Source organism: Neorhizobium huautlense (assembly GCF_002968575.1).
In the GTDB taxonomy this organism is placed as follows: Bacteria; Pseudomonadota; Alphaproteobacteria; order Rhizobiales; family Rhizobiaceae; genus Neorhizobium; species Neorhizobium huautlense.
Genome location: NZ_PVBM01000008.1, coordinates 13,588 through 39,511 on the forward strand (window position 1 = coordinate 13,588; position 25,924 = coordinate 39,511).

The window sequence follows — 25,924 nt, forward strand, 5'->3', positions numbered from 1 at the left end:
GAATGATGGAAAAACGCCTGAGCCGATGGACGGGAATCCCGCCTGAAAGCCGTGAGCGCTCGCACCGTCCCTACGCCAGTATGAACTGGATCAGGTTCAACGGGTCACTGCGCCTCGGCGGCAAAGCCGTCCGACCAGCAGTATCTCAGCCCCTTGCCGGGACCCCCCTGGTGAATGCGAGCATCAAAAACCCGGCGGGCGCCCGTGTCAAGCCAAAGCTGGCCATGCGGATATCTCGGATTTTAGCGAATCCCGCAGCCCTAACTTCACGACGTTTCTTACCGGAATTTTATGCTTTCCGACGTAGACAGTGTTCCCGGCGATGAACGCAAATTCCAGTCATTGGAGATGTCGAGATGAACGAGACTATTCGCGAACTGCTGGCACGGGTCGGCGGGCTTCCGGTCGCAGTGACCGAACTTGAAGATGCGGCCGATCTTTATGCGGCCGGGCTTTCCTCCTTTGCCTCCGTGCAGCTGATGCTGGCCATCGAAGAGGCTTTCGACATCGAGTTTCCCGACAGCCTCCTGAATCGCAAGTCCTTTGCCAGCATCTCGGCGATCGAGCAGACGGTCGCCCAGATCGTGAAAGCCCGTGAGGCTGCGTGATGAGCCTCCCAGCCTTTGCCGCCGACATGACGCTCGGCGCACGCGCCCGCCGAGTGGCGGAGGTCGCGGCCGAAAATGCCGATAGCGTTGATCAGGAAGCCCGCTTTCCGCAGGAAGCGGTCGATGCCATGAGGGCCGAACGCCTGCTCGGCATTCAGGTCCCCATATCGCTTGGCGGCGAGGGGGCTTCGACACAGGAGATCGCGGAGGTCTGCTCCATACTGGGACAGGCATGCGCGGCAAGCGCCATGGTCTTCGCCATGCACCAGATCAAGGTGTCAAGCCTGGTCGAGCATGGCGGCGACAGCGAGTGGCATAGGGATTTCATGCGCGAGCTTTGCGCCCGCCAGCTTCTTGTCGCCTCCGCGACAACGGAAGGCGGCATCGGTGGCAATCTGCGCAATTCCATCTGCGCCATCGAGATCGACGGAGACATCTGCCGCCTGACGAAGGACGCGACCGTCATTTCTTACGGCGCTCATGCGGACGTCATCATGGTGACCTCCCGCGCCCACGCCGACGCGGCTCCGGGTGACCAGGTCATGACCGTTTTCAGGAAGAACCAGTATACGCTGGAAAAGACGGTGGACTGGGATACGCTCGGCATGCGGGGCACCTGCTCTGACGGCTTTATCTTCAAGGGCGAAGCCCCTGCGGCGCAGATCTTCCCGAAACCGTTCGCCGAGATAGCGGCGCAGAGCATGCTTGCCTCGTCGCACCTCCTCTGGAGCGCGGTATGGTATGGCATCGCAGCCGATGCGGTATTGCGTGCGCAGGCCTTCGTGCGCGCCGCCGCTCGCAAGGCGAATGGCACCACGCCGCCCGGCGCGTTGAGACTCGCGGAAACATCCAACCTGCTGCAGCTCCTGAAGTCGAACATTCTTTCGGGCCTGAAGGCCTACGAGGACGCCAAGGCTGAGCCGGACCAGCTTTCCTCGATGGCGTTTTCGATCGCCATGAACAACGTTAAGCTCGCCTCGTCGGAGACGATCCTGACCATCATCAACCAGGCGATGATCATCTGCGGCATCATGGGTTACAAGAACGGCACGCCCTACAGCCTCGGCCGGCATCTGCGCGATGCCCATTCGGCCCAGCTGATGATTTCCAACGACCGCATTCTGGGCAACACGTCGACCATGCTGCTCGTACAGAAACCGGACACCAGCCTTCTCGGCTGACGCCCACCCGTCAATGATTGCCCGTCAAATGAATTGAATGAGGTGAAGCCATGGATATGCAAGTTTCCTTTCTCGACCGCCTGTTCGACGCAGGCCTTCTGATCGACACCGGCGTCGACGGGCTTTATGGCCGCAGCGGCCAGTTCGAAGATGTGATTACGGCCTTCGAGCGGCTGATCGACAGGATCGGTGGTGCCGACGGCGCGGAAGCCATGCGCTTTCCGCCCGGCATGAACCGCGCCTTCTTCGAGCAGAGCGGCTACATGAAGAGCTTCCCGCAGCTCGCCGGCACGGTGCATTCCTTCTGCGGCAACGAGCTCGACCACATGAGCCTGTTGAAATGCATGGAAGTGGGCGAGGAAGACTGGACGAAGGGTCAGGAAGCGACCGATATCGTGCTGACGCCGGCCGCCTGCTATCCGCTCTACCCGACCGTTGCCCGCCGCGGCAATCTGCCGAAGTCCGGCGCTCTCTATGATCTGCAGAGCTACTGCTTCCGCCACGAGCCCTCCAAGGACCCGGCCCGCCAGCAGCTGTTCCGCATGCGTGAATATGTCTGCATGGGCACGGAACAACACGTCACCGATTTCCGCCAGCGCTGGATGGATCGCGGCGTCGAGATGATGAAGTCGGTCGGCCTCGAGGTGACGATCGACATCGCCAACGACCCCTTCTTCGGCCGCGCCGGCAAGATGCTGGTCAACAACCAGCGCGACCAGAACCTCAAGTTCGAGCTCCTGATTCCGATCACCTCGGTTGCCAAGCCGACCGCCTGCATGAGCTTCAACTATCATCAGGATAGTTTCGGTCTGAAATGGGGCCTGAACCTGGAAGACGGCAGCGTCGCACACACGGCCTGCGTCGGTTTCGGGCTGGAGCGGATCGCACTCGCTCTCTTCCACACCCACGGTCTCGACGTGAAAGAGTGGCCGGAATCCGTCCGCGCCACCCTGTGGGGCTAAGGCCATGGCTGGAGTTCTAGCCGGTCTTGATCCGGCCAGCTACAGGCCGCATGCGCTGCATTCGGCGGAGCGCATCTGGCCGGAGACCAATTGTTATGTGGATCTCTGGATCGAGGTACTTTCGGCGCAGGGCCTGCCGCCGGAAGCCATGCTCGGCTTCACACTGACCCAGGACTTCGAGGGCGACCAGTTCACCTTCTTCAAGGTGCCGCTGGAGGATCTCGAAGCGCTTTACGGCATCCGCGTCACGGAACTGGCGATCTTCGACAGGCCGGAGCGGCATGTGCTCGAGCAAATCGGCCGCGGCCGGTTGACGCTGCTGGAGCTCGACAGCTACTTCCTGCCGGATACGCGCGGAGTGACCTATCGCCAGGAGCATGGCAAGACGACGGTGGCGGTAAACCGGCTCGATCTGGAGAAGCGCGAGCTGGACTATTTTCACAACGGCGGCTTCTTCCATTTGTCCAGTGAAGATTTCGACGGCCTGTTCCAGACGAATGCGGCCCCGGAGGCGCTGCCCTTCCTGCCCTATACCGAATTCGCAAAGTTTCCGGCGGCCTATCCGGCTGCCAGAGACATGCGCGAGACGGCGTGGAAACTCTTGCGGCACCATTTCGCCAGACGGCCGGAGCAAAACCCGATCAGGGCTTTCGCCGAGGTCTTCCCGACCCAGGTCGAGCGCCTGGCCGAACGCGATTTCGGCTTCTTCCACAAATATGCCTTCAACACGCTGAGGCAGGTGGGGGCCAATTTCGAACTTCTGGCTAGCCATCTCGACTGGCTGAATAGCAAGGGTTTTGCGCAGGCGGAAAAACATGCGCTGAGAATTGCTGAAGTCGCGAAGTCTACGCAATTCCAGCTTGCCCGCGCCGTCACCCGCAAGAAATTTGACCCGCTGGCAACGGCGCTCGATCCGGCCGTCGAAGCCTGGGATCTGCTGGCGGAAGAACTGGCCATGACATTGGCCCAGACCCGCGAGGCCGCGTGAGCGCACTTTCGCTGATCGGCACTGAGACCAGTCTTCTTTCGGAGGGCTGGTCATTGCTTTTGAGCGAGCGCGACGCCTATTCACTGCCAAGTCATCTGCCGCCTGCCCTCGACGATATTCCGGCGACCGTGCCGGGCACGGCGGCGGCCGCTCTGGAAGCCGCCGGTCGCTTCGACCGCGATAAACCGGAGCCTCTGATCGAGAAAGATGCCTGGTATCGCCGCTCGCTTGCCGGCGAGGCACCCGGTACCGCAATCCTTCGCTTTGACGGCCTCGCCACGGTGGGGGAGGTTTATCTCGGTGATCGGCTGGTCCTCTCGTTTGACAGCATGTTCGAAAGTTACAACGTGCCGGTAGAGCTGACCGGCGGCGAGACCCTGTCGATCTGTTTTCGCGCGCTGAAACCGCATCTGGACAAAACCGGACCGCGTGCCCGCTGGCGCCCAAGGCTCATGAACAATCAGGGCCTCCGGCTGGTTCGCACCACCTCGCTGGGCTTCATGCCCGGCTGGTGCCCCGAAATCCATGCCGTCGGTCCATGGCGACCGGTGTCGCTGGTGAGGCCGGGCGAAGACTGCCTTACCGACCTTTCGATCGCCACGGACTTCGTCAGCCACGAGGGCGGCATCCTCAGGGTCGCCTTTTCCTATGAGGGCCCGGCACGCGATCTCCGTCTGATCTGCAACGGCCGAGAGGCCGAGTTTTCGCTCGCCGACGAAAGATATTCAGCCGAACTTCGTCTGCCTGACGCAAAACCCTGGTGGCCGCATACCCATGGTGAGCCTGCGCTTTACGACGTCACCCTGCAGATCGACGGAAAGGCGACGTTGCTTGCCAGAACCGGCTTTCGAAACATGACAGTCGATCGCGGCACCGATGGCAATGACTTCGCGGTCCTCATCAACGGCGAGAAGATTTTCTGCCGCGGAGCCGTCTGGACGACAGCCGACATCGTGAAACTGCCGGGCGAGCGCGCCGCCTATGAGCCATGGCTGAGGCTCGCGAGGGATGCGGGCATGAACATGATCCGTATTCCTGGCGTCGCGGCCTACGAGAGCGGTGACTTCTTCGCGCTTTGCGACGAGCTCGGGCTTTTGGTCTGGCAGGATTTCATGTTCGCCAATTTCGATTATCCCGCGACCGATCCGGATTTCGTGATTCACGTGAAAAAGGAAATCTCCCAGTTCCTGAACGCGACACAAGCGTCTCCATCGCTTGCTATCCTTTGCGGCGGCAGTGAAATCTATCAGCAGGGGGCCATGCTCGGTCTGCCGGAGCGCATCTGGAAAGGAGCGTTCTGCGAAGAGATTCTGGCAGAGCTCGCCGCTCAATACCGGCCGGACCTGCCCTATGTGGCTAATTCCCCTTCCAGCGGAGCTTTGCCCTTCCATCCCAATGCCGGTGTCGCGCATTACTACGGCGTCGGCGCCTATAAGCGCCCGCTCGAAGATGCGCGGCGGGCGAATGTGCGCTTTGCCGCCGAATGCCTGGCCTTTTCCAACCTTTCCGGAACCGAGACATTGGCCGGCGGCAAGGCCGGCATTCCTCGCGACGGAGGTGCCGACTGGGATTTCGAGGACGTGCGCGACCACTATCTCGGCGATCTCTACGCCGTCGACCCGCAGGAGCTTCGGCAGAATGACTTTGAGCGCTATCTCACGCTCTCCCGCGTCGTTACCGGGGAGGTGATGGAAGCTACTTTTGCCGAATGGCGACGGCCGGGCTCCACCTGCAACGGTGCCGTGGTATTTACCTTTCAGGACGTGATGCCAGGCCTCGGATGGGGCGTGATCGGCGTTGACGGTCTGCCGAAACCGGCCTGGTACGCGTTGAAAAGGTCGTTTCGGCCGCTTCAAGTCCTCTTCACCGACGAGGGCACGAATGGGCTCGATGTTCACCTCCTGAACGAGATGCCAGGCAGCTTACCCGTAAGTCTGGAGATTGCCTGCTTGCGGGACGGCAAGCTTCCCGTGGTTTCCGGCCGCCGCGAGCTGATGCTGCCTGCTCGCGGTAGCGAAAGCCTGGCCTGTACCGACCTCTTCGGCGCCTTCTTCGACACCGGCTATGCCTACCGCTTCGGACCACCCTCCCACGACGTGACCGTGGCCCGATTGAGGCATGGCGAGACAGGTGCAATTCTCGCAGAGGCCTTTCATTTTCCGCTCGGACGCCCCTCTGCACTTCATGATGCCGAGATAAGCGCGGCGCTGGTCGAGGATCCCTCAGGGTGCTGGCTGGAACTTGCAACCGACCTTTTCGCACAGTCGGTCAATCTGGATGTTCCAGGCTACCGCGCTGCCGACAACTGGTTCCATCTGGCGCCGGGCGATAAGAAACGCGTGCGGCTTGTCGCAGAGGTTACTGCGGTTGATCGGCCGCAGGGTGTCGTCCGCTCACTCGGCAGCCGCCGCCCCATATATTTCTGATTTTTCCGTGCCGGCCGACGGCGCAAGGCGAAAAGCCAATTGCTGCACGGCTTGTAGATAGACGTCACGGGCGTGATCCGGCGTCAGATTGTGGTCCGCATCCGGAATGATAGTCGCCGATACATTGGGAAACCGGGCAAGGCCCGCACCGTCGCGGCCAAAATAGAAATTGTAGTGGTCGAGGCCGAGATCATTTTCGCTATAGATCAGCGAGACCTGGACGCCGCGGCGTTTGAGCCGGTCGAAAGCGCGATAGATCTCCCGCCCCTCTGAGGTAAAATCCCGAAAAACGTGGGTCATCCGGTGGGAAAGCCGCTTGGTAAGAGCCTTGGCAATATTACGGATCGCCGCACGAAGATCGACGTCACCTTGAAGAACCCGCTTGAAGGTCTCGGCGCGCAGCACCCGTTTTCCGTAATCATCGAGGCTGCGGGTACCGTTGACGATGGCATCCTCGACCGAGCGCCCCGGGCGCCATCGAAAGACGGCCGGATTGACCAACACACCGCCCGCGATGCGGGCGTCGGTCAGGGCTGACTGAAATCCGAGATAGGCGCCGCTGCAACGTCCCGCGACAATCACAGGCGCCAATGCACGAGTTTCAAGAAAATCAATCGCCTCCGATACATCGCCGTTCTGCGTGGAATGATAAAGGACCTGTTCCGGACGGCCGGGCACGGGGGGGCTGTCGCCGGCATTGGCGGGATCGAAGCGGAGGGAGGGGATACCGGATCGGGCAAGCATCCGCGCCATCGCCGCCGTCGTGCGTCCCCAGCCGGCATGGCGGTCATAGGCCGAAGTGAGGAACAGCACCGTCGCAGCGCCGCGCTCGTGCAGCGGCTCGCAGACGATACCGGAGAGCCGGTTGTTCGACCCGAAACGGACCGGGGTTTCAGCGAAACCGTCACCGGCGAGCGGCGAAACGATGACCGGTTGAGGCCACGTCGCCAAGTGCTCCGGAATGGGGATAGCCGCGATCCAGTCCACAAGCCTGTCTGCCACCGTCAGCGGCAGTTTCGAAATTGCCGGGTTGGAAACAAGTTTGTCGTAACCGTCAAAAGCCTGTTCGGTAACGGTGACGCCAAGTGTCGCGAGGCGCGAGGCGAATTCCCGGTCCGCCGGCCGGTCGGCGCGGCCGATCACCAGAGCCTGCATCGCAGGTGCCCGCTCCAGCGCCATCAGATTGACTTTGCGGATGTTGTCGGCAATTTCAGCCGGCATTGTCAGCGACGCAATCGAGACGCCCGACTTGTCACGCTGCGCTTCGGAAAGACCAAGGTTCTCGTCCACCACCTTTGACCAGACGGCAAGCTCCCGGAGATGGAGACGGCCGGATATGACCGGTGCAAGATAGGCGATCGCTTCCAGGCCCTCGATCTGCCCCGCGGCAGCGGTGGCGACAACTGCGCCGAGGCCTTGCGACACAACGACGATCCGCTCACAGCCGGAAAGCACCTTGAGCCGCCCGGCTGCGGCAATCAGGCTATCGGACCAGACGGAAAGGCCTTCTGTAAAATCCTTTCCATCCAGCGCGTCGCCTGTTCCAGGATAATCGAAGCGAAGGCTCGCAATGCCGCGATCCGCGAGTTTTTCAGAAATGATGCGCCAGAACTTCCGGGTGCACATCTCCTCAAGACCCCAGGGACTGGCGAAGAGGACGGCGAGGCCGGAAACCGCTGTATCCGGTGACGGGGGCGCAAACAGGCCGACCGTGCTGCCGAAGGTGAAAGACTCGGCGGCCTGCCGCGGCTGCAACGGCGATGCCTGCACTTCCAGCCGGGCTGTCTTCTCTGCGTCCATCATGGTCGTCTTGGCAATCTCCAGATCATCCTTTCGACGCATAACCCAAGCTCGCTTATGTAGGCTTAAGCAATTATCTGAACTTTTAGCGATTGCAGCCGGTTTGTTCCGAAAAGAAGCTCGAGAGAACCTGCATCTGCGGCCGGTCACCCTCCTTTGTCGGCTGAATGTTGAGCGCCTCGTCCTCCGGCCACCAATCGCCGCCAGCCCAATAGGACCAGCCGAGCCAGACATCGGCATTCTGCTCGACTGTCCTCACCATATCGGCGAGCCCCGTCAGGCATTCCGGACTGGCGGGTGCGGCGAACTCGCCGAGAAAACCTCTCCGGCCATGATCCCTCAGCCAGCCGGCGACATCTTTCACCGCCTTGACGGCGTCCGCGACCCGCGAGCACTCGGACTTCTTTCCGGAAAAGTCCGCATCCAGATATTGATGGAGTTCATAGGCATAGTGGTCCTGCGGATCCTCGACCCCGAGCATGACCGAGGCATTGGGCGTGCCGTAGTCGCCCATCGTCCAACTGTGGGCGCCCGTCCAGGCCGTACCCGGAACCAGCAGCAGGTTGCCGGCGCCTGTCTGGCGGATCGCGGCGATCGCACCGTTCACCGAAAACAGCCAATCTTCCGCCGAAATCCCGTAAGGCTCGTTCATCAACCCGAAGGCAACGCCTTCCACCCCGACAAAGGCGGCGGCCAGACGACGCCAGAAATCGGCAAAAGCGCTCTGCGGGACGGCTTCAGATCCGATTAAATTCCCTCGGAAGCGGGCATAATTATGCGGATCCAAAATGACGGCCATGCCGCTTGCCCGAATGAGCATCACGGTATCGTACAGCCGCTTGAACTCGGCCGCATCGAAAGGTTCGTGGAGCTCCGGCTGGAGCCTTTCCCACAGAAACGGCAACCGGACGGTGTTGAATCCTTTGCCAGCAAAATAATCGATCGTTTCCTTGGAAGGATAGACGTATCCGGCGCCGTACTCGGCGCCGAGCTCCCCGAATTCCGCCCCGGCGAGATTCACCCCTCGCAAGCACAGCGGTTCAGCCTTGGCCGACCCGGCGGCAATCGTGAAGCAGACGAGAACACCAAGCACGTGCAAGCCGGAGGGCCGGTTTTGTCGAAGCGGCTGTTCCACGCCTTCCTCCATCTTAGTTCGGGCAACATGGCATCAGAACCTTTAGCAAATGCCAATGGTTGCCTGGAAACAGCAAGACGGCGGCGATACGCGCCCGGACGACGCAAAGGGAACGGAATTTTAGGCAGCCGGCCTTAAGTTCAAGGCAACCGAAAAATATCCGCCGCTTGGCTCAAAACGGCTTCTATGTACACATGACCATATCAGCCCTGCCATGATTTCAACCAAATTTCCTTTCGAACTTGGGGCGAAATATTGTCTAGGGAATGTTTTGTGTATACACGAATAGCCTGCAGCGACGGAGGAGGGAGATCTAGATGAAGACTTATGTTCTGAGGGTATCGTGCGAGTCGACGCGCGGCATCGTGGCGGCGATATCCGGGTTCCTGGCCGAGATGGGCTGCAACATCATCGACAGTTCGCAATTCGACGACCTCGACACCGGCAAATTCTTCATGCGCGTCAGCTTTCTGTCCGAAGAAGGCGCCGAGCGCCCGGCACTCGTCGAGGGCTTCAAACCGATCGCCGACAGGTTCGAGATGGACTGGGAGATATTCGATGCGGAGGACCGCATCAAGGTTCTCCTGATGGTCTCGCGCTTCGGTCATTGCCTGAACGACCTGCTCTACCGCTGGCGGATCGGCGCCTTGCCGATCGACATCGTGGGCGTTGTCTCCAACCATTTCGATTACCAGAAACTGGTGGTCAACAACGACATCCCCTTCCACCACATCAAGGTGACGAAGGATAACAAGCCCAAGGCGGAAGCCCAGCTGATGGATGTCGTCGAGTCGACCGGCACCGAACTGATCGTGCTGGCCCGCTACATGCAGGTTCTGTCCGACCAGCTCTGCGCCAAGATGTCTGGGAGGATCATCAATATCCACCATTCCTTCCTGCCGAGCTTCAAGGGCGCCAACCCTTACAAACAGGCCTATCAGCGTGGAGTGAAGCTGATCGGCGCGACCGCTCACTATGTCACAGCCGATCTCGACGAAGGACCGATCATCGAACAGGACACGGTGCGCATTACCCACGCGCAAAGCCCGGACGATTATGTTTCGCTCGGCCGTGACGTGGAAAGCCAGGTTCTCGCCCGCGCCATCCACGCCCATATCCACCACCGCACCTTTATCAACGGCAACCGCACCGTCGTCTTCCCGCCGAGCCCGGGCTCCTATGCTTCCGAGAGAATGGGCTGAGGCAGCGCGCTAACTAGCCGAGAGCCTATGGACGCGCGGTTCCGCCGCTCTATCCTCTTCGGGAGCGCCCCTTCCGGAGAGGCTTATGTCCGACGGCATGCCCGAACTCACCGACGCGTCGTCAACCGATCTTGCGATCGAGACGGTAGAGGGAGTTTTGCGGGAACACTACGGGCTGTCCGGGCAGGTATTTCCGATCGAGGGGCGGCAGAACCCCTATTTCCTGATCGACAACGGCCATATGCGCTATCTCCTGAAGACGGCGCCTGCCGATGCCCCCCTTCCGGAGATCGAGGCCGAACACGCGCTGATGCGGCATATTCTGCGCGGCACCGACGGCCCGCTGGTTCCCGAGCCGGTGCTTACCAAAGACGGCGCAGACACGGTTGTGCTACCGCTTGAAGGAGAAGACAGGCGCCTGCGTCTCCTGACCTTTCTGGAGGGTGCTCCGCTGCCTGCGGACGACACGTTGTCGGATAAAGCGATCGCCGCCTTCGGATCGATCTCGGCGGCACTCACCAGAAGCCTCGAAGGCTTTGACAATCCGCTGTTGGAACGTGAGCCGGAGAGCGATCTGCGAAAGGCAGGCCCGCAGACGGTAACGCTCCTGGCTGAAGTAACCGATCAGGAAACACGCGACGTTATTGCCAAGGCCATGGTGACGGCGCTGAGGCGCATCCAGCCGCTGGGCCCAAGCCTGCGGATCGCGGCCGTCCACCAGAACCTGGATGCCGGAACCGTCGTGGGCAACACGACGGAGGCCGGCTGGCTGCCGACCGGCGTAACGGATTTTACCGGAATCGCCAAGAGCTGGCTTGTTGCGGGATTGGCAAATACCTGCGCATTCCTGTTGGCAAATCGGGACGGTGATGCCCTGGCACTCTTACCGGCCATTCGCGCCTATCACGACCTCTATCCGCTCACTCTCACGGAGATCGAAGCACTCTGGCCGCTGGTCGTCGCCCGCACGGGAATTCTGACGGCCGAAGCCGAGAGCAAACTGGCACAGCGGCCCGCTGATCCGCAGGCAAAGGAGGAAACGGAAAAACGGCAAGCCGTGCTGCGCGCTGCAACAGCAATCTCTCCGGCGCTGGTGTTTGCAGCATTTCTCGAGGCGACCGGCATGACAAATCCGCTGCCGGAAATGATCCCCATGCTGCCGGACATCGATCCGGAAACGATCCGGACCGTCGATCTCAGCGTCACCAGTCCTCTGCTTTACGGCGGCAACTGGATCGACCCGGAAAACGATTGGAAAATGCTCGCCCGCATCGCCAGGGAAACCGGGCGCTGCAGCACGCGCTACGGCGAATATCGTCTTTCGAAGAGCCTTGCGGACCCGCGGCAGGAACCGGAAAACTTCGCGCTCCACGTGGACGTTTGCGTGCCAGCAGGAACGCCGGCGCTGGCGCCCTTTGCCGGAACGTTGAAAAGCGTCGGATCGCGGATCGTTCTTTCGGGAGCAAGCCTTGCACTGCATCTGGAAGGTTTGGACTGCGCGCTTCCGGACGGCAACGAGCTCAGTATGGGCGACCCGATCGGTGCCGTTGCCGGCGCCGAAAATTCCGTTGGCGGGCTGCGTCTACGTTTTTGCCGGGACCCCGAACTCCTGCCGCCGCTCTTCTGTACGGCGGAGAAGGTGGGCACCTGGTCCAGGCTATGCCCCTCGCCGGCAGCACTCCTGAGAGTCGTCACCGATGCACCGGTACCCGTCCACCTGAGCAAACCGGTCCGCGGCTGGAAAGAGCATCTTTTCGACGCTGCGGGCCGCTGCCTGCTCGATCTGCGGGAAGACGCATCGCTGATCGGCCACAGCCACCCGCGCGTCGCAGCGGCGAGTTATCGCCAGCATCTGCTGCTGAATGGGCCCTCTTCCGAGCCATCCGAAGCGGCAGAGCTTTTGGCCCAGCGCCTGAAGGCGCTCGCGCCAACGGGGCTTGATGACTTATATGTCCTGTGCGGGCGGCGTGATGCATTTCATTACGCCTTGGCGCTCACGCGCAACCATACCGGCCGACACGAGATCGTCAGTCTCACTGGAGTTTCGGGATTAACCCACGATCCCGCGATAAACAGTGCCGGCGGCGTGCAAGGCATGATAGATTCTTTGGATGCGGGGGACAAAGCCGGTCTGCTGCTTGCTGGCTACACGCAGCCTTTCGACGGCCTTCCGGAGATCTTGGAGGCGCTTCGACGCAATGGCGGCTTGCTTGTCATCGACGAAACGCGCTCCGGCTGGGGCAGATCCGGCCGCCATCTCTGGGGATACGAGGCACTGGGACTGTCGCCCGACATACTGGTGGCAGGACTTCCCGGAGAAGATATTGCCGTATGCTTCGCTCGCGAAAATCTCGCGCCCGCCCCAGACGACAGCATGGAAAAGCCGAGCCCTGTTGCCTGTTCGGTCGCCGCAGCCATGCTGGAAATCTGGTCGGAAGAGGACTTGCGGGACAATGCCCGGCTTGTCGGGGACCACCTGAAATCAGCCCTTGAGCAGCTGGCGCGCCGTCATCATGCAATCCAGGATGTAACCGGCAGTGGCCTATGCCTTGCCCTGAACTTCAAGAATGAGGAACTCGCCGAGAAGATAACGGCGCTACTGCGAAGGGAGCGCGTCTTGGCGAATACCGAAGCGCCGGCTTCGCTCCTGATCGTCCCGCCGCTTTGCTTTGCCCGCGACAGCGCCGACCGACTGCTCGAGCGGCTCGAGACCGCTCTCGCGCAAAATTGACAGCTTACCGAAATGGAAATTTCCGCTGCTCCGCCTTGCGCAGGCCGGGACGCCACCTATTTAATTGCAGACGGACGCAGGTCGCGAATATGCGAATGAAATTTCACAATTCCGCCTTCTTCCTGTCATCGATCGGAAAAAAATTCTAGTTATACCGATTTTCGTTGATCGCGCTGTCAGGTTTTGCTACAGACGGTTTTCGTTCGATCGGTGAGTCCGATCGGTTTTGCACGCAACATCGTGAGGGAGAGTGACATGTATAAATTCGTCCGCGTCGCCGCCTTCGGTGAGGATGCGTCCAACATGATTGGCACGGATCGCCGCTCCCTTCCGTGCTGTCGAATGTAACGCTTTCAGTTCCATCATTCCTGAAAATTTTCATTCGCCAGAGCTGCCTATCAAGCAGTCAATGCGGGAGTCTGCCATGCAGAAGCAAGTTATCGAATTCGGCGGCGAGCCCGTCGGTATTGTCATTCCGGACGCAGATCGGCTGAAGTTCATCGCCGTGAAATTCCACGTCATCGATCTCGACGAACAGCGCTTTGGCTCTGCCGACGAGGTGCGCCTTGCCATTCGCGACCTTGTTCGTTCGCGCAACGCGGCGCCGACGGCGCATGTCTGAAATTTGATTTAAGCACCTTCAAAAGCCGCCTCCGGGCGGCTTTTTCATGCGTACTAGAAGGCAGTGAAAGTGATTGTCGTCAAGGAACGTTCGATGCCGGGTATCGACGCGATTTTCTCGTTGACGAACCGCCCGATTTCGTCGCTGTCCTTGATGTAGATCTTCAGCAGAAGGTCCCAGTCGCCGCTCGTCGAATAGAGCTCGGAGACGAGTTCCGTCTTGTAGATGGCGTCGGCGACTTCATAGGTCTGGCCGGGCTTGCAGCGAAGCTGCACGAAGATGGGCTTCATGGACGTCTTCCCGTCGGTTGATCGTCTTTGCGATCGTGATGGCACATATCCGACTATTGGCCGATGCGGTTGCCGTTCGCAAGCCGGTCCGCCTGGATCTCCTGCAGTATCCAGTCGCGGAACGCGGCGAGCGGAGGATAGGTGGCGCGGTCGGGCGGATAGGCAAGATAATATTGCCCGGTTTCCATAGCCCGGCCTTTGGCGGCCGGCACCAGCAGCCCTTGCTCCAGTTCCCGGTCGATCAGGAAGCGTGGCAGGAGCGCCGCGCCGAGGCCGGCCGACGCAGCCTCGACCATCGGCATGAATTGATCGAACAGCATTCCGTGCAAGGTTTCGAACGGGATTTCGTTCTGGGAAAACCACAGCTCCCAGGCGTCCGGGCGCGTATTGAGATGCAGCAGCGGCACCTTCAACACATCCCCGGGCGCCTGGATTTCATGTCGGGCCTTGAATTCCGGACTGCAGACCGGCAGCACCGCTTCGTCCATCAGAAAGGTGAGCGCAGCGCCCGGCCAGCGTGCCCCGCCGAAGTGGACCGCGGCATCCAGCGTATCGAAACGGAAATCGAAGGGTTCGAGCCGGGTGATGAGATTCACGACCAGGCCCGGATGGGCCTCGAGAAAATGCGCAATCCGCGGAGTGAGCCAACGGGTACCAAAGAACGGCAGGATGGCAAGGTTGAGCGTACCGCCGGATGGATTGGCTTTGAGATTCAGGGAGGCATTCGAAATCCGCCGCAGCGCTTCGCGAACCTCTCGGGCATACCCGTCACCGGCAAGCGTCAACCGGATTGTCTGGCGCTCGCGAAGAAAAAGTGCCACGCCGAGTTGCTTTTCCAACGCCGAGATCTGGCGGCTGACGGCGCTCTGGGTGAGGCCGAGTTCGTTGGCTGCCGCCGTGACGCTGCCGGTGCGGGCCGCCGCTTCGAACGCTGCGAGCAAAGAAAACGAGGGAAGGAAGCGCCGGGGCGGCAGCATGTCATTCCTCCAGCGAATGACCTGTTGAGAACATGTCGATATTCATGGATAAAGAGCCTCTGTAAAGAGTCTGAAGCGCCACTTCCGGACATTTCCATCATGTTGAACGATCCCCGCTCTCACGGCCTCTGGGAAAAGACCGCTCCCGCTCCTCCCCTGACGCCGCGGCTGGAAGAATTCGTTAGCGCGGACGTGGCGATTGTCGGGGGAGGTTATACCGGTCTGTCGGCCGCACTGCATCTCGCCCAGAAGGGCGTCGATGTGAGGCTGTTGGAGGCTGCAGGGATCGGCTTCGGCGGCGCGGGTCGCAATGTCGGCCTGATCAATGCCGGCATGTGGGTCATGCCTGACGATTTTACGAAGGAACTCGGCCCGCTCTACGGCGAACGGGCCCTCGATCTTCTTGGACACGGCCCCTATCTCGTCCGCGACTTGATCGAGACCCACGGCATTGCATGCGAGCTGGAGAAGAACGGTACGCTGCATTGCGCGGTTGGCGCCGATGGCATGAAGGAACTCGAGGAGCGCGCCCGCCAATGGCAGAAACGCGGCGCCCCGGTCACTTTGCTGGACGCCATGGAAACCGAACGGCGCACGGGCAGCAAGGCCTATTCAGGTTCGCTGCTCGATATGCGCGCCGGTACGCTGCAGCCGCTTGCCTATGCCCGCGGATTGGCCCATGCCGCCGTCAGGGCAGGCGCGAAACTTCATACAGGCAGCGCAGCGATCGAAACCGGCGAAGTGAATGGCAAGAAGTTCATCAGGACTGCTCACGGACAAGTTACGGCTGACTGGATTATCGTCGCCACGGATGCCTACAGTACCGGCCCTTGGGAACAGGTTCGCCGCGAACAGGTCCATCTGCCCTATTTCAACCTCGCCACCAAACCCCTCGGCGACAACCTCCGCCACTCGATCGTCCCCGGTCGCGAAGGCTGCTGGGACACCAAGGAAATACTCTCTTCCTTCCGCATGGATCAAGCGGGGCGCCTGATCTTTGGTTCGGTCGGGGCTTTGCGCGGCACCGGTACCGCCATCCACAAGGCCTGGGCGCGACGTTCGTTGAAACGTATCTTCCCACAACTCGGCGAGGTGGAATTCGAAGCCGAATGGTACGGCCTTATCGGCATGACCGACAATGCGCTGCCGCGCTTCCACAAGTTCGGCCGCAACACCGTCGGCTTTTCCGGCTATAACGGCCGCGGCATTTCCCCCGGAACGACATTCGGAAAAGTGCTCGCCGCGCATGTGCTAGGCGAGATTTCAGAAACCGAACTGCCGCTGCCGCTGACCGATACGACTGAGCCAGGCTTCCGCTCTCTCAAGGAAGCCTATTATGAAGCAGGCGCACAGATTGCCCACTTCGCCGGCGAACGGTTCTGATTGTCAAACCATCGCCGATTTGTAGATTGACCGACATTGAATTCCGGAGACCGATATGACCCTTGCCACTCTTGATCTCGCCGCCGAGGTGAAAAGCATTCTGAGCGATCTTGGCGTAAAAGCCGAAAGCTATACCGGCGGCACGCTTGTCGTGCGCTCGCCGATCACTGGCGCCGAGATCGGCAAGCTGCCGGAGATATCGGCTGAGGAGGCCGGAAAGGCGATCGAAGCCGCCCATGCCGCCTTCCTGGAATGGCGGGCCGTGCCTGCTCCAAAGCGAGGCGAGCTGATCCGGCTGCTCGGCGAGGAGCTGCGTGCGGCCAAATCGGCGCTCGGCCGACTGGTGTCGGTGGAAGTCGGCAAGATCACCTCGGAAGGCCTTGGCGAAGTGCAGGAAATGATCGACATCTGCGACTTCGCGGTCGGGCTCTCCCGCCAGCTCTACGGTCTCACGATTGCCACCGAACGCGCCGATCACCGCATGATGGAAACCTGGCATCCACTCGGGGCTATCGGCATCATCTCAGCGTTCAATTTCCCGGTCGCCGTCTGGTCCTGGAATGCGGCCCTCGCCATCGTCTGCGGCAATTCGACCGTCTGGAAACCTTCGGAAAAGACTCCGCTGACTGCGCTTGCAACCCAGGCGATCTTCGAAAAGGCGCTGGCCCGCTATGTTGCAGAAGGCAATACGGCACCGAAGAACCTCTCCACGCTGCTGATCGGCGGGCGCGAGATCGGCGAGATCCTGGTCGATCACGAGCAGGTGCCGCTGGTTTCGGCGACCGGATCGACGGCCATGGGCCGCGCCGTCGGGCCGCGCCTGGCGCAGCGCTTCGCCCGTTCCATTCTGGAACTCGGCGGCAACAACGCGGCCATCGTGACGCCGACCGCGGATCTCGACCTGACGCTGCGGGGCGTTGCTTTCGCTGCCATGGGAACGGCCGGACAACGCTGCACCACGCTTCGCCGCCTGTTCGTCCATGACAGCGTCTACGACACGCTGGTACCACGGCTGGTCAAAGCCTATCAGTCGGTCACCATCGGAAATCCGCTGGAAAACGGCAACCTCGTCGGCCCCCTGATCGACCGGGCTGCTTTCGACAAGATGCAGAAGGCGCTCGAGGCCGCTAAGGCCGCTGGCGGGAAAGTGGTCGGAGGCGAACGCGTCCATGCCGAAAGCTCGGCCGATGCCTACTATGTGCGCCCGGCAATCGTGGAAATGCCTGCTCAGGCAGGTCCGGTGAAGGAAGAGACTTTTGCTCCGATCCTTTACGTGATGAAGTATTCGAGCCTCGATGAGGCGCTCTCGCTGCACAATGACGTGCCGCAGGGCCTTTCCTCCTCGATCTTCACCAACGACATGCGCGAGGCCGAAACTTTCGTATCCGTGCACGGCTCCGATTGCGGCATCGCCAATGTCAATATCGGTCCCTCGGGTGCCGAGATCGGCGGGGCATTCGGCGGAGAGAAGGAAACCGGCGGCGGTCGCGAATCCGGTTCGGATGCCTGGAAGGCCTATATGCGCCGCGCCACCAATACGCTGAACTACGGCCGCACATTGCCATTGGCGCAGGGCGTCAAGTTCGACGTCATCTGATCGGATGTCTCAGCCGCTGAACCTGCTCACCGACATCGAGGGCGTGGCTGTGGGCCACGCTACGGATCATGTGCTGGGTTCGGGCGTGACGGTAATCGTTTTCGACGAACCGGCAGTCGCTTCCGGCTCGGTGCTCGGCGGCGCGCCGGGCGGGCGGGATACTGCGCTGCTCGATCCATCCATGACGGTGCAGGCGATCGATGCCTTTGTGCTCTCCGGCGGTTCGGCCTTCGGGCTCGATGCCGCAGGGGGCGTCCAGGCGGGCCTCCGCAAGATCGGTCGTGGTTTTGAGGTCGGCCCAGCCCGGGTGCCGATCGTGCCGCAGGCGATTCTGATGGACCTCCTGAACGGCGGCAACAAGGACTGGGGCCTGCACTCGCCTTATCGCGGCATGGGTTACGAGGCTTTCGAGGCTGCGGCAAAGGGTGCCTTCGCCCTTGGCACCGTCGGCGCAGGAACGGGCGCCACCACCGCTACCTTCAAGGGCGGAATCGGATCAGCGAGTGCCAGAACTTCAGCCGGCCATACCGTTGCGGCACTGATGGCGGTCAACGCGATGGGTTCCGCGACGGTAGGCGGTGGTCCGCATTTCTGGGCCGCTCCATTCGAGGAGAATGGCGAATACGGCGGGCTGGGCTTGCCGCAGAACTTCGACAATCGGCTGCGCATGAAGGGTCGTAACAGGATTGCGACGACAATCGGTGTTGTGGTGACCGACGCGGCGCTGAGCAAGGCGGAGGCTCACCGCCTCTCGATCATGGCGCATGACGGGCTTGCCCGGGCCGTCCTGCCGGCTCATCTGCCGGGTGATGGCGATACGATCTTTTCTGCAGCGACCGGCGCCAAGTCGCTGAATGACCCAGGAGATTTTCTGGAGATCTGCCATCTGGCGACGCTGGTAACGGCGCGCGCAGTGGCGCGCGGAGTCTACGAAGCAACCGCGTTACCGGTGCCGGATGCGCAGCCCGCCTGGCGCGACAGCTTCGGCTCCCTGGTTAGATAGTTCGCAGCGCTTGCTCCACGCGTGGCCAATCTTCCGCAGCGGGCAGGCCGATTCTGAGGTCCTCCGGGCGCTCCGCAAACCGTCGGGTGATGATCGCGCGCTCGCCGAGACGATGAAAAATCGCCTGCGCCCGCGTGCCGCGGATGAAACGGAAAAGCGACGTGCCGCCCGCGACGGAAATGCCCGCTTCTGCGAGCACGGCATCGAGCCGCGCCGCATCCGCCTTCAATCTTTCCCGCATCGCCTTCTGCCAGTCGGCATCGGCAAGCGCTTCCCCGGCAATGTGCAGCGCCGGACCGGAGACCGCCCAGGGGCCGAGGCGGTTCTCGACTTTCACGACGGTCTCGGGATGCGAGATGGCAAAGCCTAACCGAAGCCCCGCCATGCCATAGAATTTGCCGAAGGAACGCAGGACGACCAAGCCTCCTGCATCGACTGCGCCCGCGACGCTCTCCGCTTCAGAGACATCCATAAAGGCCTCGTCGACGACAAGAAGGCCGCGCTTGGCACGCATCACGGCCGCAAGAGTCAAAAGATCGCCGCGCTGGACAATCCGGCCGGTGGGATTGTTCGGATTGACGATGATCGCCAGACGGCCATCCGCCAGCCGTTCCATATCCTCCGTCTCGGTCACCTCAAGGCCTGCAAGCCGCGCGGCGCGAGCATGTTCCGCATAGGTAGGAGAGAGGACCACCGCCTTGCCTCCGCCCCAGCCCGCAGCAAGGCCGGCTATGACAGGCAGAAGGATCTGGGTTCCCGGCCCAGCGGCAACATGCATCGCAGAAGGTGCTCCGTATGCCCGCGCTGCCAGTATCTTCAGCCGTTCAGCCAAATACGGCTCCGGCAGTCGCGCCAAGGCATTGCCCGGAATGGGAGAATGCGGATAGGAATGCGGATTGATACCGGTGGAAAGATCGATCCACGGTTCGGGCGCATCGGGAAACGACGCTCGCGCCTGAGCAAGATCGCCGCCGTGCTGTATCGGATCGCCAACCTCAGGCCTTATCACCGGCATGTTCCTTCTCGCATTTTTTGCCCTGATCATCGAGCGGATCTTCGGTTACCCGGACTGGCTGTTTCGTCGCATCGGCCATCCGGTCACCTGGATCGGCTGGCTGATATCGCGCCTCGATACGAACTGGAACCGGGAAGAGGATGATTTCGCCAGTCGCAGGCGTAGGGGTATTCTTGCCCTGATGGCGCTGCTCGCGGCGACGACCGCCGCCGCATTCGCGCTTGAAAACTTTCTTCTCTTTCTGCCCTTCGGGCCGATCCTGCTTGCGCTTGTTGCCGCAAGCCTGCCCGCCCAGAAAAGTCTCGAACAGCATGTCGCGGCCGTCGCCACTGCGCTCAGGTCCGGCGGACTGGAAGCAGGGCGAAAGACCGTTTCCATGATCGTGGGGCGAGATCCGGAAAAACTCGACGAAGCCGCCGTCTGCCGCGCGGCAATCGAGAGCCTGGCGGAGAATTTTTCCGACGGCGTCGTGGCGCCGGCATTCTGGATGGGCATCGGCGGTTTGGCCGGCGGCGCGGCCTACAAGGCCGCCAATACCGCCGACAGCATGATCGGCCACCGCTCTCCACGGCACGAGGCATTCGGTTGGGCCGCGGCGCGCTTCGACGACGTGATCAACCTGCCCGCTTCGCGCCTGAGTGCGCTGCTTTTCGTCGTTGCCGCATTCTTCATCCCCAATGCTTCGCCGAAAGACGCGATGAAGGCTATCTTCCGGGACGCCCGCCATCACCGGTCCCCGAATGCCGGCTGGCCTGAGGCGGCGATGGCCGGAGCGCTTGGGATAGCGCTCGCAGGGCCGCGGAGTTATGGCGGCCAGATGATCGAGGCGCGTTTCATGGGCACCGGCGGACGTACGGAACTTACCCATGAGGACATCGTTCGCGCGCTGAAACTGGCCCGGGTCGCGGACGGTTTGCTGATCAGCCTTTTCGGCGTCCTGGCGTGGATCATCTGGCAAGTCTGAGCAATCCGTCAAGATCGAGATGCTTTTCCATATGGGCAGCAAGGCGGTCGAGCACTTCGTCCACACCTGCTTCGTAGTTCAGTCCGGACGCCCCGCCACCCAGCCGCTCAAGCCAGGCAGAGCGCTGCCGGTCATCGGCAAACAGGCCATGCAGATAGGTGCCGCAGATTCGTCCGTCGCGAGACAGCGCCCCGTCGGCCTTGCCGCCGACAACCGAAAACGGCTGCGCACAATCCGGCCCGGTCGTCCGGCCCACGTGCATTTCATAGCCGACTAATGATATTCCGTCGAAACTGCTGCCGGAAACTGCTTCCAGCCGCTTGTCGCCGGTCAGCACTGTTTCGATATCGAGCAAACCAAGTCCATCAACCGCCCCCGGCGGACCTTCTATACCCTCGGGATCAGAAATCCGACTGCCCAACATCTGATAACCACCGCAGAGGCCCAGCACACGTCCGCCGCGTCTCACATGCGCGGCGATATCGATATCGAAACCAGCCGCCTTTAGCGCCTCCAGATCGGATATCGTTGCCTTGGAGCCGACCAGCAGCACGAGATCGCAATCCACCGGAATGACCTCGCCGGGCCGGACGCGGACGATTTCCACATCCGGTTCGGCGTCCAGCGGATCGAGATCGTCGAAGTTCGATATGTGAGGCAGGATCGGCACGGCGATGCGGATCTTCGCCCCCGCCTTCCGGGTATAGGAGCCGGCGAGACCGAGCGCGTCCTCCGCCGGCAGGCGGACTGCATCGGCAAAGTGCGGGAGAAGGCCAATCGACCTCCAGTTTGTCAGTTCCGCAATCATCCGCATGCCGTCGGCAAACAGCGTTGGATCGCCGCGAAAGCGGTTGACGATAAAGCCGTGGATCATCGCCGCGTCTTCAGGTTCGAGCACAAGCTTCGTACCGGCCAAGCTGGCGATCACGCCGCCGCGGTCGATATCGCCGATCAGCACCACCGGCACGTCGGCTGCCCGGGCAAAGCCCATATTGGCAATATCGTTCTGGCGCAGATTGATTTCCGAGGCGCTGCCGGCGCCCTCGACCAGCACGAGATCCGCCTGATTTCGGAGACGCTCGAAACTTTCCAGCACGCGCGGCATCAGCTTCGGCTTCAGATCCTGGTATTCGGCCGCCTTGGCATTGCCCTCGACCCTGCCTTGCACCACCACTTGCGCGCCAACTTCGCTCTGCGGCTTCAGCAAGACAGGATTCATGTGGACGCTGAGCGGCGCCTTGGCGGCACGGGCCTGCAATGCCTGCGCCCGGCCGATTTCACCACCGTCGGCTGTTACCGCCGCATTGTTCGACATGTTCTGCGGTTTGAACGGCAGAACCTTCAGACCTCGGAGCGTGAAGGCGCGGGCAAGGCCCGCCACGACCAACGACTTGCCGACGTCCGAACCCGTTCCCTGAAACATCAGTGATCGAGCAACCATGCGCCTAGAACTCGATGCCGGCCTGAGCCTTTACGCCCGCCTTGAAATGATGCTTCACCAGCGTCATCTCGGTCACCATGTCGGCTGCCTCGATCAATGCTGGTTTGGCATTTCGGCCGGTGACGACCACATGCAGGTCCGGCGGTCGCGACTGCAGCGCCGCAATGACCTTGTCGAGATCGAGGTAATCGTAGCGCAGCGCGATATTGAGTTCGTCCAGGATAATCAGGCCCATCGTCTCGTCAGCCATGAGCTCGAGCGCCTTTTCCCAAGCCTTTTCGGCGGCGGCGATATCGCGTTTCAGGTCCTGGGTCTCCCAAGTAAAGCCTTCGCCCATCGTGTGCCAGACAACGCGATCACCGAAGACCGCCAGCGCCGGCTGCTCGCCCGTCGACCAAGCGCCCTTGATGAACTGCACCACGCCAACTCGGCGGTTGTTGCCAAGCATGCGCAGCGCCAGCCCGAAAGCGGCGGTGGACTTGCCTTTACCCGGGCCGGTGTGAACGATGAGAAGGCCCTTTTCCAGGGTCTTCTCCGCGACTTCCTTGTCCTGAACCGCCTTGCGGTTCGCCATCTTGGCGCGATGGCGCTCGGCTATGCTTTCGTCGACCTGTTTCACCGTGAAGCGAGCTTTGCCGCAGATGCGGCAGAAGCCTCCTCGCCTGCGCCAAAACGCTCGCGAAGCATGCCGCAAGCTGCCCCAAGCAGGGCCCAGAACACCAGATTCGTGGCAAAAACCGCGTTGACGAAGCGAGCGTGCAATTCGACCGGCACGACCGTCTCGTGAGACGGCGGCAGCGGCGCGCCGATCAGGTGGGGAGCAATCAGCAGGGCGATCGCCAGGGCAGCAAAAATCGCCGAGCGCGTGTAAGCCAGAAGACCAAGCGCAGCCGCAGTGCAGACGGCGGTGGATATCCACCAGATTTGTCGAGGCCCAAGTTCCGCAGCGGGCATGCCCGGCAATTCCGGCGGCAGGCCGAGACCGGGCGCGAGACTGACGGCGAGGAAGCCGGCAATGCCGAACATCAGGCCGCCGCGCCAACCCCTGAAGCCGCCCAGAGCCTCTGAAGCCGCGACCAGAACGAGCCCGAAACCAATTGCCGACAATGCATTGGCAGCGGCAGTATAAATGAAGCGTTCGAGGCCATCGGCTGGAGCCCAGACCTCTTCGTCAGGGTGGTGGTCGGCAGGACTAGTTGCTCCCGCTGCCGGAACATCGTGGCTATGGCCTGCCCCACCGCCGGCATTTTCGAATACCTCGGCCTGAAGGATCAGCGGCACGGTGGAAAGGCTCTGCATGATCGTGAGCAGCAATCCGGAAAATAGCCCGGCGATCACCGCCGTGAAGACGATGTTACGAAACAATGACATGGAAAGATTTCCCTCAGTGACAGGGGAAAGCGAAGGAATGGCGCGAATCGTGGGCGGCATTGTGAACGACTTCCATGTGGGAGAAGCCGACGAAGCCGACGATGAACAAGCCAAGCAGGGCCGTCATGCTAAGCGGAATAATCTTCGAAGCAGAAACGCTCGTTGCCATCGAAGCGGAATTCGTAACCATCGTATCGTCCTTTCGCCCTCCACCCGAGGGCCGTTCCAGTTCGTCTTCAGCCTCGGCAGGTCTCCTGGCTCGCGGATCGAACGCCTGACGCCCGCCTTCCCGGATTTTCCAGTGGCTTCATGGACGAAGACTTTCCGCTTACAGTTGCGGGGGCAGCCGCGGGTTTGACGAAAATCCGTCACACCGCATTCCCTCAAACCCTTTCGGGCACCATAGGCTTGGCCACTATAGACGAATTCGCAAGCGTCGCAATCGCCTTTGCGACGCATTGACATGGCCTCGCGACCGGGCGTAGTTGAAAGGAACGGTCCTTTTCTGGCAACGGGAGGGGCTAAGAGAGAATGCGGTGCGAGCTTTATGCTCAATGCCGCGGCTGCCCCCGCAACTGTAGGCGGCGAGCCATTGCCACCGAGCCACTGGATAATCCGGGAAGGCAGGCAAATGGCGGCGACCCGCGAGCCAGGAGACCTGCCGTTGGATTTGTAAGCTTCGCCGGGCGGGGTGCTCCGGAGGAAGCCGTGTCATTCATGGCAGACGAGCTTTGCTTTTCTGCTCCGCACCCCGATTGTTTGAACCCGGCGGTAACGCGGCTGAATGATGAGCGACGAGCGAAAAGACCTTCCCGACGACATCGGCGTGACAATCTTCGTCTGCACGAACTGCCGTGACGAAGCAGATCCGGATATCCGGCCGGGCCTGAAAATGATCGCTGCGCTGAAGGAAGCTAGCGCCGGCAAGCCGCTGGCAGTCAAGCCGGTGACCTGCCTTGCCAATTGCGAAAAAAGCCCGAGTGCCGCCTTCAACCATCGGTCCGGCTGGTCCTATGTCTTCGGTCACCTGACGTTGGAGAACGTCGACGATATCGTCGCCGGCGCAATGATGCTGGCAGAAGACGAGCGTGGCTTCCTTCCCCTTCGTGGCCGTCCCGCCTGCCTGCGCGGCAAGGGCATGACGGCCCGCATCCCACCCTTTCATCATCACGAGGACATGCCTTCATGAGCGTCAATTTCGACCGCATTCCCTGCACCGTCGTTACCGGATTCCTCGGCGCCGGCAAGACCACGCTGATCCGCAACCTGATCGAAAAGCTGGATGGCAAGCGGTTGGCGATCATCGTCAACGAATTCGGCGATGTCGGCATCGACGGAGAGGTGCTGAAGGGCTGCGGTATTGAGACCTGCCCTGAAGACAACATCATCGAGCTTGCCAACGGCTGCATCTGCTGCACGGTGGCAGACGACTTCGTGCCGGCGATCGACCAGATTCTTTCCCGCGAGCCGCGCGTCGATCATATCCTCATCGAAACCTCCGGCCTCGCTCTGCCGAAGCCCCTCGTCCAGGCCTTCCAGTGGCCGGACGTCAAAGCTCGGGTGACCGTGGATGGCGTGATTGCAGTGGTGGACGGCCTCGCACTCGCCGAAGGCCGGGTGGCCGACGATCACGAAGCGCTCGAGGCTCAGCGCCAGGCGGATGGCTCGATCGACCACGACGATCCGGTCGAGGAGGTCTTCGAAGACCAGGTGGCCTGCGCCGACATGATCGTGCTGACCAAGACGGACCTTTTGGACTCGGTCGGGCTTGCCGCCGCAAGGGACCGCGTCTCCGCGCATCTGCCGCGGGCCGTAAAGATCGTAAACGCGGCTAATGGCGCGATCGACCCGGTCGTGCTGATCGGCCTCGGCCTTGCCGTGGAGGACGACATCGAAAACCGCAAGACCCATCACGACGACGAGCTTGATCACGACCACGATGATTTCGACAGTTTCGTGGTCGATCTGCCGGCCATTTCCGATGCCGACGGACTTGCGGCGCGCATCTCCGCGACGGCGGAAGCGGAAAACGTTCTGCGCATAAAAGGCTTCGTGGAAGTCGCGGATAAGCCGATGCGCCTACAGGTCCAGGCGGTAGGATCGCGCGTGAACCACTATTTCGATCGCGCTTGGGCACCCGGCGAAACGCGACAGAGCCGCCTCGTGGTGATCGGTGAAAAGGGAATCGACCGCGAAGCGATCGAAAGAATGCTGGCCGCATAGAGGCT

At 61.4% G+C, this 25,924-nt stretch carries 23 protein-coding genes and 3 riboswitches; of the genes, 14 read left to right on the forward strand and 9 right to left on the reverse strand.

All coding sequences use genetic code 11. The features are described 5' to 3' along the window. Nucleotides 1-49 precede the first annotated feature (49 nt). Nucleotides 50-179: riboswitch (TPP riboswitch) on the reverse strand. Between the two features lie 177 nt (nt 180-356). From C5L12_RS10960 to C5L12_RS10980, 5 genes are read left to right on the forward strand one after another with little or no spacing between them, the layout of a single operon-like run. Beyond that, a complete protein-coding gene (locus C5L12_RS10960; RefSeq protein WP_105372086.1) occupies nt 357-608 on the forward strand; it encodes an acyl carrier protein in 252 nt (83 codons plus the stop codon). Continuing rightward, nucleotides 608-1,789 carry an acyl-CoA dehydrogenase family protein gene (locus C5L12_RS10965; RefSeq protein WP_105372087.1) on the forward strand — a complete coding sequence of 394 codons (1,182 nt, stop codon included), beginning with the start codon at nt 608-610 and terminating at the stop codon, nt 1,787-1,789. Before C5L12_RS10960 ends, C5L12_RS10965 begins: the two co-directional genes overlap by 1 nt. 50 nt (nt 1,790-1,839) lie before the next feature. After that, a complete protein-coding gene (locus C5L12_RS10970; RefSeq protein ID WP_105372088.1) occupies nt 1,840-2,751 on the forward strand; it encodes an amino acid--[acyl-carrier-protein] ligase in 912 nt (303 codons plus the stop codon). A gap of 4 nt (nt 2,752-2,755) precedes the next feature. Further along, nucleotides 2,756-3,739 carry a DUF1839 family protein gene (locus tag C5L12_RS10975; RefSeq protein ID WP_105372089.1) on the forward strand — a complete coding sequence of 328 codons (984 nt, stop codon included), beginning with the start codon at nt 2,756-2,758 and terminating at the stop codon, nt 3,737-3,739. After that, on the forward strand, nt 3,736-6,165 hold the full coding sequence (locus tag C5L12_RS10980; protein WP_105372090.1) for a glycosyl hydrolase 2 galactose-binding domain-containing protein: 2,430 nt from the start codon (nt 3,736-3,738) through the stop codon (nt 6,163-6,165). The genes C5L12_RS10975 and C5L12_RS10980 overlap by 4 nt, the downstream gene beginning before the upstream one ends. On the opposite strand, the gene C5L12_RS10985 is transcribed toward C5L12_RS10980, so the two are convergent. Together C5L12_RS10985 and C5L12_RS10990 are read right to left on the reverse strand one after the other, a co-directional pair. Continuing rightward, nucleotides 6,133-8,007 carry an alpha/beta fold hydrolase gene (locus C5L12_RS10985; protein ID WP_245422839.1) on the reverse strand — a complete coding sequence of 625 codons (1,875 nt, stop codon included), beginning with the start codon at nt 8,005-8,007 and terminating at the stop codon, nt 6,133-6,135. The two genes, C5L12_RS10980 and C5L12_RS10985, sit on opposite strands and share 33 nt — an antisense overlap. Nucleotides 8,008-8,050: 43 nt before the next feature. Beyond that, nucleotides 8,051-9,100, reverse strand: a complete 1,050-nt coding sequence (locus tag C5L12_RS10990) for a glycoside hydrolase family 5 protein (protein WP_245422840.1) — start codon at nt 9,098-9,100, stop codon at nt 8,051-8,053. A gap of 317 nt (nt 9,101-9,417) precedes the next feature. Between C5L12_RS10990 and purU the strand changes: the two genes are divergently transcribed. The 3 genes from purU to C5L12_RS11005 all read left to right on the forward strand — a co-directional run bounded on the left by purU (nt 9,418) and on the right by C5L12_RS11005 (nt 13,655). Next, nucleotides 9,418-10,302: a formyltetrahydrofolate deformylase gene (purU, locus tag C5L12_RS10995; protein ID WP_105372092.1), complete on the forward strand. Its 885-nt coding sequence runs from the start codon at nt 9,418-9,420 to the stop codon at nt 10,300-10,302. A gap of 85 nt (nt 10,303-10,387) precedes the next feature. Then, the gene (locus C5L12_RS11000; RefSeq protein WP_105372093.1) at nt 10,388-13,033 is read left to right on the forward strand and encodes an aminotransferase class III-fold pyridoxal phosphate-dependent enzyme; all 2,646 of its coding nucleotides are present in this window, start codon (nt 10,388-10,390) and stop codon (nt 13,031-13,033) included. A 424-nt stretch (nt 13,034-13,457) separates the two neighbouring features. Continuing rightward, the gene (locus tag C5L12_RS11005; RefSeq protein WP_105372258.1) at nt 13,458-13,655 is read left to right on the forward strand and encodes a hypothetical protein; all 198 of its coding nucleotides are present in this window, start codon (nt 13,458-13,460) and stop codon (nt 13,653-13,655) included. Nucleotides 13,656-13,708: 53 nt separating this feature from the next. Here C5L12_RS11005 and C5L12_RS11010 read toward each other — a convergent pair whose 3' ends face one another. Further along, nucleotides 13,709-13,945, reverse strand: coding sequence for an Lrp/AsnC ligand binding domain-containing protein (locus tag C5L12_RS11010; protein ID WP_105372094.1), 237 nt, complete (start codon nt 13,943-13,945; stop codon nt 13,709-13,711). Between the two features lie 53 nt (nt 13,946-13,998). Next, the gene (locus tag C5L12_RS11015; protein WP_105372095.1) at nt 13,999-14,922 is read right to left on the reverse strand and encodes a LysR family transcriptional regulator; all 924 of its coding nucleotides are present in this window, start codon (nt 14,920-14,922) and stop codon (nt 13,999-14,001) included. A gap of 99 nt (nt 14,923-15,021) precedes the next feature. Between C5L12_RS11015 and C5L12_RS11020 the strand changes: the two genes are divergently transcribed. Genes C5L12_RS11020 through C5L12_RS11030 form a run of 3 tightly spaced genes read left to right on the forward strand, consistent with a single transcriptional unit; the run spans nt 15,022 to nt 18,905 of the window. Next, nucleotides 15,022-16,305, forward strand: a complete 1,284-nt coding sequence (locus C5L12_RS11020) for an NAD(P)/FAD-dependent oxidoreductase (protein WP_105372096.1) — start codon at nt 15,022-15,024, stop codon at nt 16,303-16,305. Between the two features lie 55 nt (nt 16,306-16,360). Continuing rightward, nucleotides 16,361-17,902 carry an L-piperidine-6-carboxylate dehydrogenase gene (gene amaB / locus C5L12_RS11025; protein WP_105372097.1) on the forward strand — a complete coding sequence of 514 codons (1,542 nt, stop codon included), beginning with the start codon at nt 16,361-16,363 and terminating at the stop codon, nt 17,900-17,902. Between the two features lie 4 nt (nt 17,903-17,906). Further along, nucleotides 17,907-18,905: a P1 family peptidase gene (locus tag C5L12_RS11030; protein ID WP_105372098.1), complete on the forward strand. Its 999-nt coding sequence runs from the start codon at nt 17,907-17,909 to the stop codon at nt 18,903-18,905. Here the strand turns inward: C5L12_RS11030 and cobD are convergent. Further along, complete coding sequence (gene cobD, locus C5L12_RS11035; RefSeq protein ID WP_105372099.1) at nt 18,898-19,920, reverse strand: threonine-phosphate decarboxylase CobD; 1,023 nt, start codon at nt 19,918-19,920, stop codon at nt 18,898-18,900. The genes C5L12_RS11030 and cobD overlap by 8 nt on opposite strands. Between cobD and cbiB the strand changes: the two genes are divergently transcribed. After that, nucleotides 19,919-20,884, forward strand: a complete 966-nt coding sequence (gene cbiB / locus C5L12_RS11040) for an adenosylcobinamide-phosphate synthase CbiB (RefSeq protein WP_105372100.1) — start codon at nt 19,919-19,921, stop codon at nt 20,882-20,884. The two genes, cobD and cbiB, sit on opposite strands and share 2 nt — an antisense overlap. On the opposite strand, the gene C5L12_RS11045 is transcribed toward cbiB, so the two are convergent. From C5L12_RS11045 to C5L12_RS11060, 4 genes are read right to left on the reverse strand one after another with little or no spacing between them, the layout of a single operon-like run. Then, nucleotides 20,868-22,325, reverse strand: a complete 1,458-nt coding sequence (locus C5L12_RS11045; RefSeq protein WP_105372101.1) for a cobyric acid synthase — start codon at nt 22,323-22,325, stop codon at nt 20,868-20,870. The two genes, cbiB and C5L12_RS11045, sit on opposite strands and share 17 nt — an antisense overlap. A 4-nt stretch (nt 22,326-22,329) precedes the next feature. Further along, the gene (cobO, locus tag C5L12_RS11050; protein ID WP_105372102.1) at nt 22,330-22,944 is read right to left on the reverse strand and encodes a cob(I)yrinic acid a,c-diamide adenosyltransferase; all 615 of its coding nucleotides are present in this window, start codon (nt 22,942-22,944) and stop codon (nt 22,330-22,332) included. Next, nucleotides 22,941-23,696: a CbtA family protein gene (locus C5L12_RS11055; RefSeq protein WP_105372103.1), complete on the reverse strand. Its 756-nt coding sequence runs from the start codon at nt 23,694-23,696 to the stop codon at nt 22,941-22,943. Before C5L12_RS11055 ends, cobO begins: the two co-directional genes overlap by 4 nt. 13 nt (nt 23,697-23,709) lie before the next feature. Then, nucleotides 23,710-23,886 (reverse strand): CbtB domain-containing protein, encoded by a 177-nt coding sequence (locus tag C5L12_RS11060; RefSeq protein WP_105372259.1) that lies wholly within the window; start codon nt 23,884-23,886, stop codon nt 23,710-23,712. Nucleotides 23,887-23,923: 37 nt separating this feature from the next. Further along, nucleotides 23,924-24,116: riboswitch (cobalamin riboswitch) on the reverse strand. A 58-nt stretch (nt 24,117-24,174) separates the two neighbouring features. Beyond that, a riboswitch (cobalamin riboswitch) is annotated at nt 24,175-24,376 on the forward strand. 107 nt (nt 24,377-24,483) lie between these two features. Between C5L12_RS11060 and C5L12_RS11065 the strand changes: the two genes are divergently transcribed. Continuing rightward, entirely contained in the window at nt 24,484-24,885 is a 402-nt protein-coding gene (locus C5L12_RS11065; RefSeq protein WP_157949032.1) for a DUF1636 family protein, read from the forward strand. Then, nucleotides 24,882-25,919: a cobalamin biosynthesis protein CobW gene (gene cobW / locus C5L12_RS11070; protein ID WP_105372105.1), complete on the forward strand. Its 1,038-nt coding sequence runs from the start codon at nt 24,882-24,884 to the stop codon at nt 25,917-25,919. Before C5L12_RS11065 ends, cobW begins: the two co-directional genes overlap by 4 nt. Nucleotides 25,920-25,924: the final 5 nt, after the last annotated feature.

Bases quoted from the DNA above. Each gene is read 5' to 3' on its own strand.
- C5L12_RS10960 (WP_105372086.1), top strand. From the start codon at position 357: ATGAACGAGACTATTCGCGAACTGCTGGCACGGGTCGGCGGGCTTCCG.
- C5L12_RS10965 (WP_105372087.1), top strand. From the start codon at position 608: ATGAGCCTCCCAGCCTTTGCCGCCGACATGACGCTCGGCGCACGCGCC.
- C5L12_RS10970 (WP_105372088.1), top strand. From the start codon at position 1,840: ATGGATATGCAAGTTTCCTTTCTCGACCGCCTGTTCGACGCAGGCCTT.
- C5L12_RS10975 (WP_105372089.1), top strand. From the start codon at position 2,756: ATGGCTGGAGTTCTAGCCGGTCTTGATCCGGCCAGCTACAGGCCGCAT.
- C5L12_RS10985 (WP_245422839.1), bottom strand. From the start codon at position 8,007: ATGCGTCGAAAGGATGATCTGGAGATTGCCAAGACGACCATGATGGAC.
- purU (WP_105372092.1), top strand. From the start codon at position 9,418: ATGAAGACTTATGTTCTGAGGGTATCGTGCGAGTCGACGCGCGGCATC.
- C5L12_RS11000 (WP_105372093.1), top strand. From the start codon at position 10,388: ATGTCCGACGGCATGCCCGAACTCACCGACGCGTCGTCAACCGATCTT.
- C5L12_RS11005 (WP_105372258.1), top strand. From the start codon at position 13,458: ATGCAGAAGCAAGTTATCGAATTCGGCGGCGAGCCCGTCGGTATTGTC.
- C5L12_RS11010 (WP_105372094.1), bottom strand. From the start codon at position 13,945: ATGAAGCCCATCTTCGTGCAGCTTCGCTGCAAGCCCGGCCAGACCTAT.
- C5L12_RS11015 (WP_105372095.1), bottom strand. From the start codon at position 14,922: ATGCTGCCGCCCCGGCGCTTCCTTCCCTCGTTTTCTTTGCTCGCAGCG.
- C5L12_RS11020 (WP_105372096.1), top strand. From the start codon at position 15,022: ATGTTGAACGATCCCCGCTCTCACGGCCTCTGGGAAAAGACCGCTCCC.
- amaB (WP_105372097.1), top strand. From the start codon at position 16,361: ATGACCCTTGCCACTCTTGATCTCGCCGCCGAGGTGAAAAGCATTCTG.
- C5L12_RS11030 (WP_105372098.1), top strand. From the start codon at position 17,907: ATGTCTCAGCCGCTGAACCTGCTCACCGACATCGAGGGCGTGGCTGTG.
- cbiB (WP_105372100.1), top strand. From the start codon at position 19,919: ATGTTCCTTCTCGCATTTTTTGCCCTGATCATCGAGCGGATCTTCGGT.
- cobD (WP_105372099.1), bottom strand. From the start codon at position 19,920: ATGCCGGTGATAAGGCCTGAGGTTGGCGATCCGATACAGCACGGCGGC.
- C5L12_RS11045 (WP_105372101.1), bottom strand. From the start codon at position 22,325: ATGGTTGCTCGATCACTGATGTTTCAGGGAACGGGTTCGGACGTCGGC.
- C5L12_RS11055 (WP_105372103.1), bottom strand. From the start codon at position 23,696: ATGTCATTGTTTCGTAACATCGTCTTCACGGCGGTGATCGCCGGGCTA.
- C5L12_RS11060 (WP_105372259.1), bottom strand. From the start codon at position 23,886: ATGGTTACGAATTCCGCTTCGATGGCAACGAGCGTTTCTGCTTCGAAG.
- C5L12_RS11065 (WP_157949032.1), top strand. From the start codon at position 24,484: ATGAGCGACGAGCGAAAAGACCTTCCCGACGACATCGGCGTGACAATC.
- cobW (WP_105372105.1), top strand. From the start codon at position 24,882: ATGAGCGTCAATTTCGACCGCATTCCCTGCACCGTCGTTACCGGATTC.